We start from the raw sequence: 12,928 nt of genomic DNA on the forward strand, positions 1-12,928 counted from the left end.
CAGTGGACACTGTCCGAGCGGCGTTGCTGAACAAACGAGCGGCCGAGATCGCGGCACGCTATCCGGCACTGCCCTCGGCGTTGGGCGACCGATACGAAATGCTGTTCCGCCGATGGGCGTCCAGCCGCCCCAAGGTGTCGACGGCCGAGGATGCCGAGGCCTTCTACCGAGCCATGGAACAGGAAGGGGAACTCGCCGCCACACATCCGGGACGGGTCGGGCAGCGAATGCCATACATGGCCGACGCACCCAACCCGCTCGCGCGCTTTCGCAGTCCGCTGCGCAGCACGTGGTTGACGTCGGTGTTCGGCGCGGTGCTGCTCGTTGCGCTGCCGATCGTGATTCTGACAGGCCTACTGTCCTACAGCGCGTACGGGCCGCAGTTCGGCCAGGCCAAACCAGGTGCCGTCGGGTGGTTGCGCTTACCGTTCTTCGACTGGCCGACGAACCCAGCCTGGCTGTACCAGCTGACGCAGGGCCTGCACGTCGGGCTGGGCCTGATCATCGTCCCGCTCGTCATCGCCAAGCTCTGGTCGGTGATGCCCAAGCTCGTCGAACTGCCGCCGGTGCGGTCGCCGGCACATGCACTCGAACGACTGTCGCTGCTGGCACTCGTCGGAGGTCTGCTGTTCGAGATCGTGACCGGCGTGCTGAACATCCAATACGACTACGTGTTCGGCTTCGACTTCTACGCCGCTCACTACTTCGGTGCCTGGGTTTTCATCGCCGGATTCCTGGTGCACCTCGGCCTCAAGGTGCCGCTGATGTGGCGGACCCTTCGATCGGAATCGTTGATGGACGTCTTGCGTGCTCGCAACGAAGCGCCGAGCCGGCCACACCAGACCATGAGCCGACGCGGTGCGATCGGATTGGTCGCCGCCGGAATGGGTTTCGTGGCCGTGTTGACGGTGGGGCAGACCGTCGGCGGCGTCCTACGCAAGGCGGCAATTCTCCTTCCGCGTGGGCGGTCGTACGGCGACGGGCCCAACGACTTTCAGATCAATCGCACTGCCGAGGCGGCCGGAGTCACCGAAGAACAGACGGGCGCAGACTGGACACTGTCCGTCGAAAGTACTTCGGAGAACATGGAACCGGTGGTGCTCTCCCGCGGCAGGCTGCTGTCGATGACTCAGCACACCGCCGAACTTCCCATCGCCTGTGTCGAAGGGTGGTCGACCACGCAGAGTTGGACGGGCGTTCCGTTGGCCGAACTCGCAGCATTGGCAGGTGTACCCGCACCCAGGTCCGCGGAAGTCATTTCGATAGAACAGGGTGGCCCATTCGGTCGTGCTGTGCTGCAGGGCAATCAAGCTCTCCATCCTGATTCACTGTTGGCATTGAAAGTCAACGGCGTCGATCTCTCGCTCGATCACGGCTACCCGGCACGCGTTATTGTTCCCGCGCTTCCCGGTGTGCACAACACCAAGTGGGTGGCGCGCATCGTGTTCCGTTCGTGACTTTGCAAAACCGCCCGGATGGTCGAGAATCTTTCATCGGTGGCCCGCGGGGCTGCCGACGAAGGAATGCTCCTTCGCCTGGACGAGTCCAAAAGGTCATGCCACGATGCACGCACTATCTCGAGGCCTTCTCGCCGCGGGTGCAGCCCTCACGCTGATGCTCGCCGCGGGCTGTTCGTCGTCTGACGCCGGCACCGCCGTTGCCGCAGACACCACTGCCTCCAGCAGCTCCGCAGCCCCCACCACCACCGACAACGTGTCCGGCCAGGAAGGCATCGACGCTGGTGGCTCCACCGACATCGACGTCGAGATCGGCCAGTGCGTCAAGCTCGGTGGCACGATGACGGCCGCCGAAATCGACAACGCCGAATGCGGTAGCATGGAGTCCAACTACAAGGTCATCGCCAAAGCCGCAGAGAACGAGCAGTGCCCCACCGACGTCAACCAGACGTACTACGAGACTCTGAACGGTGTCGAGCAGGGCGCATTGTGCCTCGACGTCGACTGGGTCATCGACGGCTGCATGAGCGTGCCGAGTACCGGAATGGACGAGCCCGCCCGCGTCGATTGCGCAGACCCCAGCGCGACGAGCGTGGAAAAGGTCACCGAGATCAAGACCGGTACCGCGGACCCCAACGACTGCCCCGAAGGCGGATTCGCCTACGAAGCACGGCAATTCGTCGTCTGCACCACGACGGTGGCCTAGCCTCGAGTCGCCGTCATCATCTGCGTGACGTACTGATAATCCAGGTGGCCGTGGCTGTCGATAGCCGCATGAACCGCTCGGAGCACTTCCTGCCGACGTGTGTCGGTGAGAATCAGGTGACTCGAATATGTCGCGGCCATCGCGCAGAATTCGTCCGCGGAGTAACGCTGAACCCACTCGTACGTCGACGTGGACCAGGGGCCGAAGCCGGCCGCGCGGGGTACCGCGGTCTCGGATTGCACGCCGAGGGAGTGCGCCAACAGCGGCGCGGCGTCCGGCTCGGTCGCGATGTACGCAGCCCGCACCGACTCCCACACCGGCCCGTCGAGCTGACCGGGCATGTTCCACCACAACCGAAGTGATCCCCCGGGGACCAACGCACGAGCCGCCACCGCGGCTCCTCGATCGGGGTCCACCCAGTGCCACGCCTGAGCGGCCACGACGACATCGAACGATGAAGGCGCACCGACGAAGTCCTCGAACCGGGAGACCTGAACATCGACGTCCATGTTCTCGGTGCGGCGTCGGATCACCTCGGCCATACCCGAATCCGGCTCGACCGCAACCACCGAAGCGCCGCGTTCGGCCAACGCGACGGTGGCTTTTCCGGTGCCGGCTCCCGCTTCCAACACGCGGGTCGCACCGCCGGCAAGAACATCCGTGTACAGCGCCGGCGGGTATCCAGGGCGAGCCCGGTCGTACTCCTCGGCGACTCTGCCGAAGCTCAGTCCGCGGGGTCGTTCCGGCTCGTCCGTCACGTTAGCCAGAGTACCGATTATTCGGGACTACCGATGTTCGGCCGATTCCAGTTGCGACCGCAATGTGGACTCGGTGTGCCGAATCGCCTGCCCGACGACGGGCTCCACAACGGCCCCGAGAACTTTACCGGCGATACCCCCGGGCAGGCTGTAACGGAAGATGACATCGAGGCGGGTCCGGCCCTCATCCAGGTCCGTGAAAGACCAGGTCGAGGAGTTGGACAGGCCTTCGACCGATTCGAGCGTGAGTCGCTCGTTCTCGACCCATTCGGTGACGCGCACGATCGAATTCAACGACTTGGGGCCGATCTGCATGGTTGCGTCGTACGTCGCCCCGAGACCGGAGGTGGTCTCACTCCTCGGCTCGAACCGCGTGATCCCGAACATCCACCTCGGGACGTTTCGATAGTCGTCGAGGTAGGCGAAAGCCGCATCGCGGGGTGTCGACGCGACCGCCGAATGGTTTATCTCACGCATTCCACCGACACTAATACACGCGACGGCGTGTTACACATAGATTGACGTCGGCTTCTACCGGCGGACGTAGCCCGCCTGCTTATCCACCACATTGACCAGGGACTCGTTCCGCCGGTACCTATCGAGATTGTCCTCGAACAGCGTCCACAGCCGATCGGCGAAGTCGTCGGCGTCACCGGCCAGATGCGCCGTCAGAATCACGTTGTCGAGCTCCCACAGCGGACTCGACGTCGGAAGTGGCTCGACCTCGAAGACGTCCAACACGGCCCATCCGATCGCCCCGGAATCCAATGCCTCACACAAGGCCTGTTCGTCGACAACGGGCCCACGGGCGATGTTGACCAGCCCCGCGTCGTGACGCATTGCCCCGAGGACCTCTGCATTCACGAGCCCGCGGGTCTTCTCGGTCAGCGGCGCGGACAGCACCACCACGTCGTATTCATCTGCGTAGGAGGGTAACTCGTCCACCGAACGAATTCTATCGAACTCCGCATCTCCCGGCCGCTCGGATGTACCGGCCGCGTCGACACGCATGCCGAGTGCACCGAGAACGCGACCGATGGCGCGGCCGATCGAACCCGGACCGACGACCAGCACCCTCCGATTGTGGATTCCACTGGTGAGGCGATGCTCCCAGACCCGTTCACGTTGTCGCCGAAGCGCTTCGGGCAGCTTCTTCATCGACGCCAGAACGCCCGCAGCGACGTACTCGGCGATCGCACGGTCGAGAATGCCGCCGGAGTTGGTGAGCACCCACGGACTGTCCCGCAGCACCGGATCCAGCACCCGATCGACCCCGGCGCTCGACACATGAATCCAGCGAAGCTTGTCGGCGTGCGGCCACACATTCTGCAGGTCGACTGCCTCGAACGTGCGAAACAGTAGAACCTCTGCCCACGACACAGCGTCGACGAGTTCGGGGATCGTGCAACTGCGGAAGTGGACTCCGCCGATCGACGGGAAGGCCTTTCGGTCCGAATCACTTTCGACCACAATCACGTTCACCATAGGACTCGTCACCTCCGTACGATGGCAGGGTGCTCACCGTAGAACCCGCGTCTGCCGCCGACGCAGCAACGATACTCGACCTCCGGCACGCCGCCGAGGACTGGTTGGCCGCCCGGCGAATCGCTCAGTGGGCACCGCGCGAGGTACCGCTGTCGACTGTCGCGGCCCAGATAGAGGCAGGGGAGTTCCACGTCGCCCGACGACGCCCCGGTGGCCCGATTGTCGGAGCCCTACGACTGATCTGGGCCGATCCGAGCATCTGGCCCGAGCCCGATGTGCTCGCCGGCTACGTGCACGGATTGGTGATCGACAGAAGCGAAGCCGGTACGGGACTGGGGACGTCGTTGCTCGAGTGGGCGTCGCAGCGGACCAGGCAGGAAGGGCGAGGGCTGCTACGGCTTGACTGCGCCGAGACCAACACTGATCTACGCAACTACTACGTTCGGCAGGGTTTCCAGTACGTCGGCCGTCGCGACTTCGAGGGTGGCAGTTCGTGGTTCAGCGTGGCGCTGTTCGAGAAGCCGACCGCTCGATAGTGTCGGGTCCATGAGCGAGAATCGAGACCGGATGCTGCGTGGCGAACTCTATCGAGACAGTGATCCCGACTTGGTGGCGTCTCGGGTGTCGTGTGGAAAGCTGCTCGACAGATTCAACGCAACCGAGGCAGACCAGGACGCAGAAAGACGTGAACTGCTCGGCGAGCTACTCGGTTCCATCGGAGCGGACTCGTGGATCATGCCACGATTCCAATGCGACTACGGCACATACATTTCCATCGGGTTCAACAGCTTTCTGAACTACGACGCCATTCTGTTGGACTGCGCTCCGATCACCATCGGAACGACGTCTCGATCGGTCCACGGGCCCAGCTACTGACGGCGCTGCATCCCATGGAGGACCACGATGCTCGTCGATCTCGTTGGGAGAGCGCCCTTCCCATCACTATTGGAGACAATGTCTGGCTCGGCGGAGGCGTCATCGTCTGTCCCGGAGTCACGATCGGAGAGAACTCGGTGATCGGAGCCGGAAGTGTCGTCACCCGCGACGTACCGCCGCATACGTTCGCTGCAGGGAACCCGTGTCGGGCGATCCGCGCACTACCGTGAGATCACCGAGTTCAGGATTCTGTCGGAGTCACGAACCAGCGTGCCGACTGCCATTCGCGCGCCCCACCACATCCCCAGCCAGCCGATCGCTACGGCCACCAGGATGGACAGATACGCCCACGCTCCCGGAAGGAGCAGTGCGAGAAGCAGTGCGGGCACGACCGACACGGCCAGGACCACTATCCCGAGGATGAGGAATACGAATGCATTTCCGGTGAACGACCCCCGTGTGTTCATCGAAAACGACTTCGTAGCTTCGGGCACCGGGTAGGCACCGCGTACGGAGTTCACGGCGGTCAGACCGGCGCTGACTCCGAGCATCGAGATCGTCACGGCGACAGGGATCTCCCATCGGTCGAGCCCGAGATCACCGAACACTCGGACCACCAGGACCGGCACGATCGCGAAGGGGGTCGCAACCAGCAACCAGGCGATCTGCCGACCACGGATGTCGTCGGGGAGAGCCTGCGGAATCATCACCAGATGCCACATCGAACCACCGTCGAGACCGTACGAATTCGATCCCGCACCCATCGCCATGAAGATCGTGATCCACGCACCCCAGGCTGCGCTGAACGGAATCGAGTCGGTCACCAGCGGGCCGATGCCGGCCAGCACTGCGAAAATCAGCACCGACAGCAGCTGACTCCGACGACGCATGTCACCGCGCCACAGAGACAGCTCTCGGGTCACTACCGCGCCGACGCGCGTTGCCCGCCACCCTGTTGCACCGTCGCGCCCCTTCTCTGCCGTCTGCTTACGGGTCGATCCCGACGACGTCGAGACACGTCCCTCGAAGTGGCGTAGAACCAGTCGCTGCCAGGCCCACACCAGTGCGACGTCCAGCAGCAGCAATCCCACCACCGCGCCGATCGCCAACAGCCAATTGCCCTCCAGCACAGCATCGACGCCGGTGATGCCCCAGCCGAAGGGAATCGAATGAGCCAGTGTCAGCGGCCACGTCACCTCACCCGACAGCACACGATCGAGATTCTGCGTGATGGGGAACTGCAGGAAGTACAGGCCTCCGAAGACAGCGCCGAACGCCAGCAACGCGAATTCGCGGCTGCGGCGACTCTTGAGTAGTTGCGACATGGCCAGCGTCACCACCCGTGACAACGTCACGAAGAACACCACCGTCGCGGGCCAGGCCACGAGCGCCAGAGGTACTGCGGCAGCCGACCGCGACAGAGCGTAGATCGGAATGGACGCCGTCGCGACGATCGTCAGCGGAACCACCATGCCGATCACCGACGTGGTCAGCAGCGCACGGGCCAGTCGCGCAGGATCGACGGACAGCAATTGGAAGTGGCGGGGCTGGATGTTGTCGTCGGAGATACCCGACAGCACCGGGAAGAGCACCCAACTCAGGCCCGTCAGGGTCAGTCCGAGGCTTGCGGTGCCGCCCACCAATACCTGCGACGCGTCGGTTCGGGCCGCCATCACGCATGCGAGAACCGCGAGGGCCAGCCCCAGCAACCCGAACACGGTCTTGACCACTGCTTGTCCGCCCTTGAACTGCCTGCGGTAGAGCGTGATTCGCATCTGCAGGACGGTGCGACCGACCGACTTCACGAGCGCATCCAGGACAAGCCGTCCGGGTTCTGGTCTCGGGATCCGACGAGGCGCACGAAGGCGTCTTCGAGGGTGCCACCGGCGCGGACGTCGTCGACCGTTCCCGCCGCCACGACTCGACCACCGGTGATGACACCGACGTGGGAGCACAGCCGTTCCACGAGGGCCATGACGTGACTGGACAGGATCACCGAGCCACCGGAGCGAACGAACTGAATCAGGATGTTGCGGATCGTCGTCGACGAGATGGGATCGACGGCTTCGAAGGGCTCGTCCAACACCAAGAGGCGAGGCCCGTGCAACAGCGCCGAGGCCAATCCGATCTTCTTGGTCATTCCGGCGGAATAGTCGGCGATGACGGTTCCGCCTGCATCGGCGAGACCCAACGCGTTCAGCAGCTCGTCGCGACGCTGCGCGATGACGTCCTCCGGCATCGCGCGCAGTCGACCGATATAGGTCAGGAGCTCGTGGCCGGTGAACTGGGAAGGCAATGTCAGTCCGTCGGGTAGCACGCCGAGCAGCTCCTTCGCCGCGATCGGATCGGCCCAGACGTCACGCCCGAAAACGAGACTTCGGCCGTACTGCGGTCTGAGCAGCCCGACCGCCATGGACAGACATGTCGTCTTACCAGCACCGTTGGGGCCGACCAACCCGAACATCGACCCGGGCGGAACCATCAACGACAGGTCGTCGACCGCAATCTTGGGGCCGAAGGCCATGCACATGTGCTCGAGCAGCAAAGCGGGAGGATTCGTTTGCACGGGTAACAGACTAGCCGGTATGGGCGGTTTCGTCATGCGCTACGTACCGACTGCACCGGTACCATCTGGGCATGAATCGCACCGCAGTGGTCACCGGAGCTTCGTCGGGCATCGGAAGGGCCGTCGCGTCGGCGCTGGTCGCCCGCGGCTACCGAGTTATCGGCACTTCTCGGAATCCGGATTCGATGACCTCCGATCAACGGGCAGCAGGCGTCGAGTATCGAGCTCTCGATCTCACCGATTCCGCGTCGATCACCGCATTCGTGACCGAACTCGGCACCGTCGATGTTCTGGTCAACAATGCCGGAGAGAGCCAGTCCGGGCCCTTCGAGGAACTGCCGACCGACGCCATCGAGCGATTGTTCCAATTGAACGTGTTCGGCGCAGTGACGCTGTCGCAGAACGTCATTCCCGGCATGCGTGAGCGCGGGTACGGCCGCATCGTCATGGTCGGGTCGATGCTTGCGAGCTTTCCGCTCGCCTACCGCTCCTCGTACGCGTCGACGAAAGCAGCCATCAAGGGATTCTCCGACGCCGCGCGGCTGGAACTCTCTCCGTTCGGCGTGTGGATGACCACCGTGGAGCCGGGATCGATCAACACCGGAATCAGCGAACGCCGCACCAAGTACATCGCAGCGGATTCGGTCCACCGAGATGACTTCCACACAGCGATCTCGTCATTGGATCGTAAGGAGGGAACCGGAATCTCCGCCGAGGACGTCGCCGAAGTGGTGCTGAAGGCCATCGAGGCCGACAAGCCGAAACCCTTGTACGCCAGGGGAAGCAACGCACCGGTCGTGTTTCTGGCGCGACGGTTGCTGCCGGCGACATTCATGGAGAAGACGATTGCGAAGATGTTCGGGCTGAAGAGATAGTTTGAACCCCTGACCTGGTGGAATACAGCCGGGTGATAGAAACTCTGGGCCTGGTCCTGGCGGCGACGGGTCTGATCGTCGCCGCGCAGGTGATCTCGAAGAAGACGGCGCTGCCCGCGGCCGCGTTGTTGACCTTGGCCGGCCTGACCGTCTCGGCGTCGGCGTTGCCCGACATCGTTCTCGACCCCGAAGTCGTGCTGACTCTGGTGATTCCGCCGCTGCTCTACAGCGCCGCGCTGAACTCCTCGTTGATCGCGATCCGCCGCAACGTCTGGACGATCCTGAGTCTGTCGGTCGCCCTCGTGGTGGCGACCGCTGCCCTCGTGGGCGTCGGGATGTGGTTGCTCGTTCCGGGCATCACCCTGGCCGCCGGTATGGCGCTCGGTGCCGCGGTTGCGCCGCCGGACCCGGTCGCCGCCCTTGCGGTTGGCCGTCGCGCCGGTATCCCACCGAAACTCGTCACCCTCATCGAAGGTGAGGGACTGCTGAACGACGCGACGGCGCTGACGATGCTGACCGTCGCGATCGCCGCAATATCCAGTCAGGACATGACCTTCGTCCACGCGGGTGGGTTGTTCGTGTTGGCGGCGGCCGGCGGCATCGTCGTCGGATTGGTCGTCGCCCTGCTGATTCGCCTCGTACAGCGCTACGTTCACGATTCGCTGCTGCTCAACATCGTGTCGCTGGCGACGCCGTTCGTGGCGTACCTGGCGGCAGAGGAAGTTCACGCCTCGGGTGTTCTCGCCGTGGTCGTCGCGGCTCTTGTGATCGGGCACCACACCCGCCACGCCATCTCCGGGGCCAGCCGACTGCAGACCAGCGCCGTGTGGCGACTGATAGATCTGCTGCTCGAGGGCTTCGTATTTCTGCTCATCGGTGAGCAGTTGCCCACCGTGGTCGGCGGCCTCTCGGCCTACTCGGGAACGTCCATCGCCCTCGCGGTCACGGTCACTCTGGCCGGCGTGCTCCTACTGCGTCCGCTGTGGTTGCTCACGACCGGGCTGTCCCCACGCGAGGCGGTGGTGATGAGCTGGGCCGGCACCCGCGGCGTCATCACCGTCGCCGCGGTGTTCACGCTCCCTCTGACGATCGACTCGGGCGAGCCGTTCGAGAGCCGAGACCTGTTGCTGTTCTGCGCATTTCTCGTCGTGCTGGTGACGGTCCTTGGACAGGGCCTCACGTTCGCTCCACTGGTGCGCAAGCTGAACGTCGTCGCGGACCCCGCCGCTGAGGCGCGTCTGCGAAACGAAGCACGTGAGGGATCGGCCAAAGCTGCACTGTCACAGCTCGATCGCATCGCCGACGAAGAGAACCTCGACGACGAGGGCCGGGAGATCCTGCGGAGCGAGCTCGAGCATCGCATCGACCGGTACCACCGTCGACTCGATCATCTCGACGAGACGGACGTCGGCGACGCGGTCATCTCACCGGAACAGATTGCTGCGATGAGTACGCGCCGCCGAATCCTCGATGTGGAGCGAGAAGAGTTGCTCTGCTGGCGCGATGCCGGCCGGCTACCGGACAACAGCATGCGCAGCCTCGAACACGAACTCGACCACGAGGAGCATTCGTTCCGCCCACACCGAGAGACCGATTAACCGGCGATCGCGGCGTGCATCTCCCAGACGATCACTTCGGCACCGCTGGCAGTGCTCAGTTTCTGACCGCCGCCTCCGCTGACGCGCACGGCGTCGCCCTGCGCGAGGGGTCCGACTCCCTCGAGCATCGCCTCACCCTCGGCCACGAAGATGTGTACGAACGGTGCATCGGGAATCTCCACCGGAGCCTGCCCGGGCTGTAGGCGCGCCACGTGCATGGCGGCGTACTTGTTCTGGATGCGAATGGCGGCGTGATCGGCATGGTCGGGCATGCCGGATGCGACGGGAACCAGACCGCCGCTGAGCAATTCGTTGTCGATCTCGAGCTGTTCGTAGCCCGGGGTGATGCCCTGCTCGTCGGGCACGACCCACATCTGGACGAAGCGAACAGGATCGCCGTGCTTGCCCGAGTACGAGCCGGCAGTATCGCCGAGTCGCCACGAATCGTTCTTCTCCGAGTGCAGAATTCCGGTGCCCGCACTCATGCGTTGCGCGAGGCCGGGGTAGATGACTCCGGAGTGGCCCATCGAATCCTGGTGCACCAGCGATCCCTGCAGAACCCAGGTGATGATCTCCATGTCGCGGTGCGGGTGGGTATCGAATCCCATTCCCGGGGTGACGATGTCGTCGTTGTTGACCATGAGGACGCCGTGGTGGGTGTTACTGCGATCGAAGTGGTTGCCGAACGAGAAGGAATGCTTGGAGTCCAGCCAGCCGATCTTGGTCTTGAATCGGTCGTCGGCGCGGCGGAGGTCGAGTGTGGTTGCTGCAGAGGTCATGTCATTGCCTCGAATCTCGAAAGTAGGTGTGTTCTCAGAGAACGTGCGAGCCGTACATTTCACCGAGCGGATCGGCGATCAGTTCGAGCCGTGCACCGTCGGGGTCGCGGAAGTAGAGCGAGACCTCGCTGTGCTCGATCAATTCGATTCCCGCGTCGATCAGCTTGGTGCGCAGGTGCTCCCAGCGGGTGGGCTCGACACTGATGGCCACGTGATGCAGACCGCCCAGCACCTCCGCGTACGGCCCGACGTCGAGTCCGGGGAAGTCGAAGAAGGCCAACAGGTTGCTGTTGCCGATGTCGAAGAAGAAGTGCGACGAACCCGGGTAGTCACGGTTCTCGATGAGCTCGGTCAGAGGGAACTCGAGCAGGTCTTGATAGAACCGCACGGTCGCCTCGACATCGCTGCTGACCAAAGCCGTGTGATGAAGTCCGCGGGCAGACGATGCCGGACGCTCACCTGCAGGCTTCATGTACTGCTGACGGATGCGGTCCCGCTGCTCGGCGTGCTCCTGCGCGCGGCATGTCTCGTCTGCAGTCAGTTCGTTGGTCTCGGTCATCGCTCCGGCCTCCGGTCAAGTAGTTGCTTCGTCAACTACCGAGAACAGTACACCGGTTAGTTGCGTTGTCAACTAGCATGGGGGCATGGACTCACCACGGTGGCTCGGTGCCGACGAACAGCAGGCCTGGCGCGCATACCTCGATGCGACCCGGCTGCTGCTTCGCGACCTCGACAATCAACTCACACGCGACTCCGGGATCTCCTTCACCGACTTCGAGCTGCTGGTCGTACTGTCCGAGGCACCCGACCGTCGCCGACGAATGAGCGAACTCGCCGACGCCGTCACCACGACTCGTAGCGGCGTCACCAGAGCCATCAGCCGACTCGTCGACAACGGCTGGGTCACACGCGTCAAATGCGACGACGACAAGCGAGGAATGTCCGCCGAACTCACCGAAGCGGGCATGAACACCCTCGCCGCCGCCAGCCCGGGACACGTCGAAGCAGTACGAGAGAAAATGTTCGACCTGGTTGACCCGAACGATCTCGCGGCTTTGACGCGAACTTTCACGGCAATGCGGAATCACGCATCGTGATCAGTATCCGGCGGTAGCTTCGGTGTTCGACGCACCGGAGAGCACCGCTTCCGACCCCGACACGCCCAGCCGGGTCGCACCGGCCGCAATCATCGCCACTGCGTCGTCGTAGCTACGGATTCCTCCCGACGCCTTGACCCCCAACTTGCCCTGTACGGTGTCGGACATCAGGGCTACCGCATGCGCCGATGCTCCACCGGTGGGATGAAAGCCCGTCGACGTTTTGACGAAATCTGCGTCGGCGGCGACAGCGGCTCGGCACGCCCTGACGATCTGGTCATCTGTAAGCGCGGCCGACTCGATGATCACCTTGAGAACTGCAGGCCGCTCGACCGCAGCGCGCACGGCGGCGATATCGGCTTCGATCGCATCGAAGCGGCCCTCCTTGGCTGCGCCGATGTCGATGACCATGTCGATCTCGTCGGCCCCTTGGCTCACTGCGAGCCGGGCCTCCGCGGCCTTCACCTCCGTTGCATGTTTTCCGCTCGGAAAGCCGCACACCACGGCTACTTTCACATTGGAGCCCGCAGGCAACTCGATCGGAAGCATCGACGGGGATACGCACACTGAATACGTTCCCAATCTCGCAGCGTCGGCGACGGTGGCCGCAACGTCTGCAGCGGTCGCTTCCGGCTTGAGCAGAGTGTGGTCGATGTAGCGGGCAAGTTGTGCGGGTGAAATCGGAGACGGCATAGGAACTTCCTTGTCGAGTAACGAGAATGGTGTGGACG

The 12,928-nt window shown here is 63.7% G+C and carries 14 protein-coding genes and 1 pseudogene; 7 read left to right on the forward strand and 8 right to left on the reverse strand.

What is annotated here, in order from left to right; all coding sequences use genetic code 11:
- Positions 1-227 precede the first annotated feature (227 nt).
- Positions 228-1,457 carry a molybdopterin-dependent oxidoreductase gene (locus ASH04_RS22100; RefSeq protein WP_052056662.1) on the forward strand — a complete coding sequence of 410 codons (1,230 nt, stop codon included), beginning with the start codon at positions 228-230 and terminating at the stop codon, positions 1,455-1,457.
- A 106-nt stretch (positions 1,458-1,563) separates the two neighbouring features.
- Positions 1,564-2,163 (forward strand): LppU family putative lipoprotein, encoded by a 600-nt coding sequence (lppU, locus tag ASH04_RS22105; RefSeq protein ID WP_032367706.1) that lies wholly within the window; start codon positions 1,564-1,566, stop codon positions 2,161-2,163.
- Here the strand turns inward: lppU and ASH04_RS22110 are convergent.
- Genes ASH04_RS22110 through ASH04_RS22120 form a run of 3 tightly spaced genes read right to left on the reverse strand, consistent with a single transcriptional unit; the run spans position 2,160 to position 4,406 of the window.
- Positions 2,160-2,921, reverse strand: a complete 762-nt coding sequence (locus ASH04_RS22110) for a class I SAM-dependent methyltransferase (protein WP_057474544.1) — start codon at positions 2,919-2,921, stop codon at positions 2,160-2,162. The two genes, lppU and ASH04_RS22110, sit on opposite strands and share 4 nt — an antisense overlap.
- 27 nt (positions 2,922-2,948) lie before the next feature.
- Positions 2,949-3,398 carry an SRPBCC family protein gene (locus tag ASH04_RS22115; protein ID WP_032367705.1) on the reverse strand — a complete coding sequence of 150 codons (450 nt, stop codon included), beginning with the start codon at positions 3,396-3,398 and terminating at the stop codon, positions 2,949-2,951.
- A 54-nt stretch (positions 3,399-3,452) separates the two neighbouring features.
- Complete coding sequence (locus ASH04_RS22120; RefSeq protein WP_057474545.1) at positions 3,453-4,406, reverse strand: D-2-hydroxyacid dehydrogenase; 954 nt, start codon at positions 4,404-4,406, stop codon at positions 3,453-3,455.
- A 29-nt stretch (positions 4,407-4,435) separates the two neighbouring features.
- Between ASH04_RS22120 and ASH04_RS22125 the strand changes: the two genes are divergently transcribed.
- Complete coding sequence (locus tag ASH04_RS22125; protein WP_057474546.1) at positions 4,436-4,942, forward strand: GNAT family N-acetyltransferase; 507 nt, start codon at positions 4,436-4,438, stop codon at positions 4,940-4,942.
- A gap of 10 nt (positions 4,943-4,952) precedes the next feature.
- A pseudogene (locus tag ASH04_RS22130) lies at positions 4,953-5,512 on the forward strand (sugar O-acetyltransferase).
- On the opposite strand, the gene ASH04_RS22135 reads toward ASH04_RS22130, so the two are convergent.
- Positions 5,504-7,087: a hypothetical protein gene (locus ASH04_RS22135; RefSeq protein ID WP_057474547.1), complete on the reverse strand. Its 1,584-nt coding sequence runs from the start codon at positions 7,085-7,087 to the stop codon at positions 5,504-5,506. The pseudogene ASH04_RS22130 and the gene ASH04_RS22135 overlap by 9 nt on opposite strands.
- Positions 7,084-7,884: an ABC transporter ATP-binding protein gene (locus tag ASH04_RS22140; protein WP_057474548.1), complete on the reverse strand. Its 801-nt coding sequence runs from the start codon at positions 7,882-7,884 to the stop codon at positions 7,084-7,086. The genes ASH04_RS22135 and ASH04_RS22140 overlap by 4 nt, the downstream gene beginning before the upstream one ends.
- Before the next feature lie 35 nt (positions 7,885-7,919).
- On the opposite strand from ASH04_RS22140, the gene ASH04_RS22145 reads away from it, so the two are divergent.
- Complete coding sequence (locus ASH04_RS22145; protein ID WP_032400977.1) at positions 7,920-8,723, forward strand: SDR family oxidoreductase; 804 nt, start codon at positions 7,920-7,922, stop codon at positions 8,721-8,723.
- A gap of 32 nt (positions 8,724-8,755) precedes the next feature.
- Positions 8,756-10,321 carry a Na+/H+ antiporter gene (locus ASH04_RS22150; protein WP_057474648.1) on the forward strand — a complete coding sequence of 522 codons (1,566 nt, stop codon included), beginning with the start codon at positions 8,756-8,758 and terminating at the stop codon, positions 10,319-10,321.
- Here the strand turns inward: ASH04_RS22150 and ASH04_RS22155 are convergent.
- Both ASH04_RS22155 and ASH04_RS22160 read right to left on the reverse strand, forming a co-directional pair.
- Complete coding sequence (locus tag ASH04_RS22155) at positions 10,318-11,100, reverse strand: pirin family protein (protein WP_057474549.1); 783 nt, start codon at positions 11,098-11,100, stop codon at positions 10,318-10,320. The two genes, ASH04_RS22150 and ASH04_RS22155, sit on opposite strands and share 4 nt — an antisense overlap.
- A 34-nt stretch (positions 11,101-11,134) precedes the next feature.
- Positions 11,135-11,659: a VOC family protein gene (locus ASH04_RS22160; protein WP_057474550.1), complete on the reverse strand. Its 525-nt coding sequence runs from the start codon at positions 11,657-11,659 to the stop codon at positions 11,135-11,137.
- An 85-nt stretch (positions 11,660-11,744) separates the two neighbouring features.
- Here ASH04_RS22160 and ASH04_RS22165 point away from each other — a divergent pair, with 85 nt between their 5' ends.
- Positions 11,745-12,197 (forward strand): MarR family winged helix-turn-helix transcriptional regulator, encoded by a 453-nt coding sequence (locus tag ASH04_RS22165; protein ID WP_027495110.1) that lies wholly within the window; start codon positions 11,745-11,747, stop codon positions 12,195-12,197.
- Here ASH04_RS22165 and deoC read toward each other — a convergent pair whose 3' ends face one another.
- Positions 12,198-12,890, reverse strand: coding sequence for a deoxyribose-phosphate aldolase (gene deoC / locus ASH04_RS22170; RefSeq protein WP_057474551.1), 693 nt, complete (start codon positions 12,888-12,890; stop codon positions 12,198-12,200).
- Positions 12,891-12,928: the final 38 nt, after the last annotated feature.

The sequence above is a fragment of the Rhodococcus sp. Leaf233 genome, from assembly GCF_001426165.1.
Lineage (GTDB): Bacteria > Actinomycetota > Actinomycetes > Mycobacteriales > Mycobacteriaceae > Rhodococcoides > Rhodococcoides fascians.

Coding starts and splice junctions, on each gene's coding strand:
- ASH04_RS22100 (WP_052056662.1), top strand. CDS start 228: ATGCCATACATGGCCGACGCACCCAACCCGCTCGCGCGCTTTCGCAGT.
- lppU (WP_032367706.1), top strand. CDS start 1,564: ATGCACGCACTATCTCGAGGCCTTCTCGCCGCGGGTGCAGCCCTCACG.
- ASH04_RS22115 (WP_032367705.1), bottom strand. CDS start 3,398: ATGCGTGAGATAAACCATTCGGCGGTCGCGTCGACACCCCGCGATGCG.
- ASH04_RS22120 (WP_057474545.1), bottom strand. CDS start 4,406: ATGGTGAACGTGATTGTGGTCGAAAGTGATTCGGACCGAAAGGCCTTC.
- ASH04_RS22140 (WP_057474548.1), bottom strand. CDS start 7,884: ATGACGAAACCGCCCATACCGGCTAGTCTGTTACCCGTGCAAACGAAT.
- ASH04_RS22145 (WP_032400977.1), top strand. CDS start 7,920: ATGAATCGCACCGCAGTGGTCACCGGAGCTTCGTCGGGCATCGGAAGG.
- ASH04_RS22155 (WP_057474549.1), bottom strand. CDS start 11,100: ATGACCTCTGCAGCAACCACACTCGACCTCCGCCGCGCCGACGACCGA.
- ASH04_RS22160 (WP_057474550.1), bottom strand. CDS start 11,659: ATGACCGAGACCAACGAACTGACTGCAGACGAGACATGCCGCGCGCAG.
- ASH04_RS22165 (WP_027495110.1), top strand. CDS start 11,745: ATGGACTCACCACGGTGGCTCGGTGCCGACGAACAGCAGGCCTGGCGC.
- deoC (WP_057474551.1), bottom strand. CDS start 12,890: ATGCCGTCTCCGATTTCACCCGCACAACTTGCCCGCTACATCGACCAC.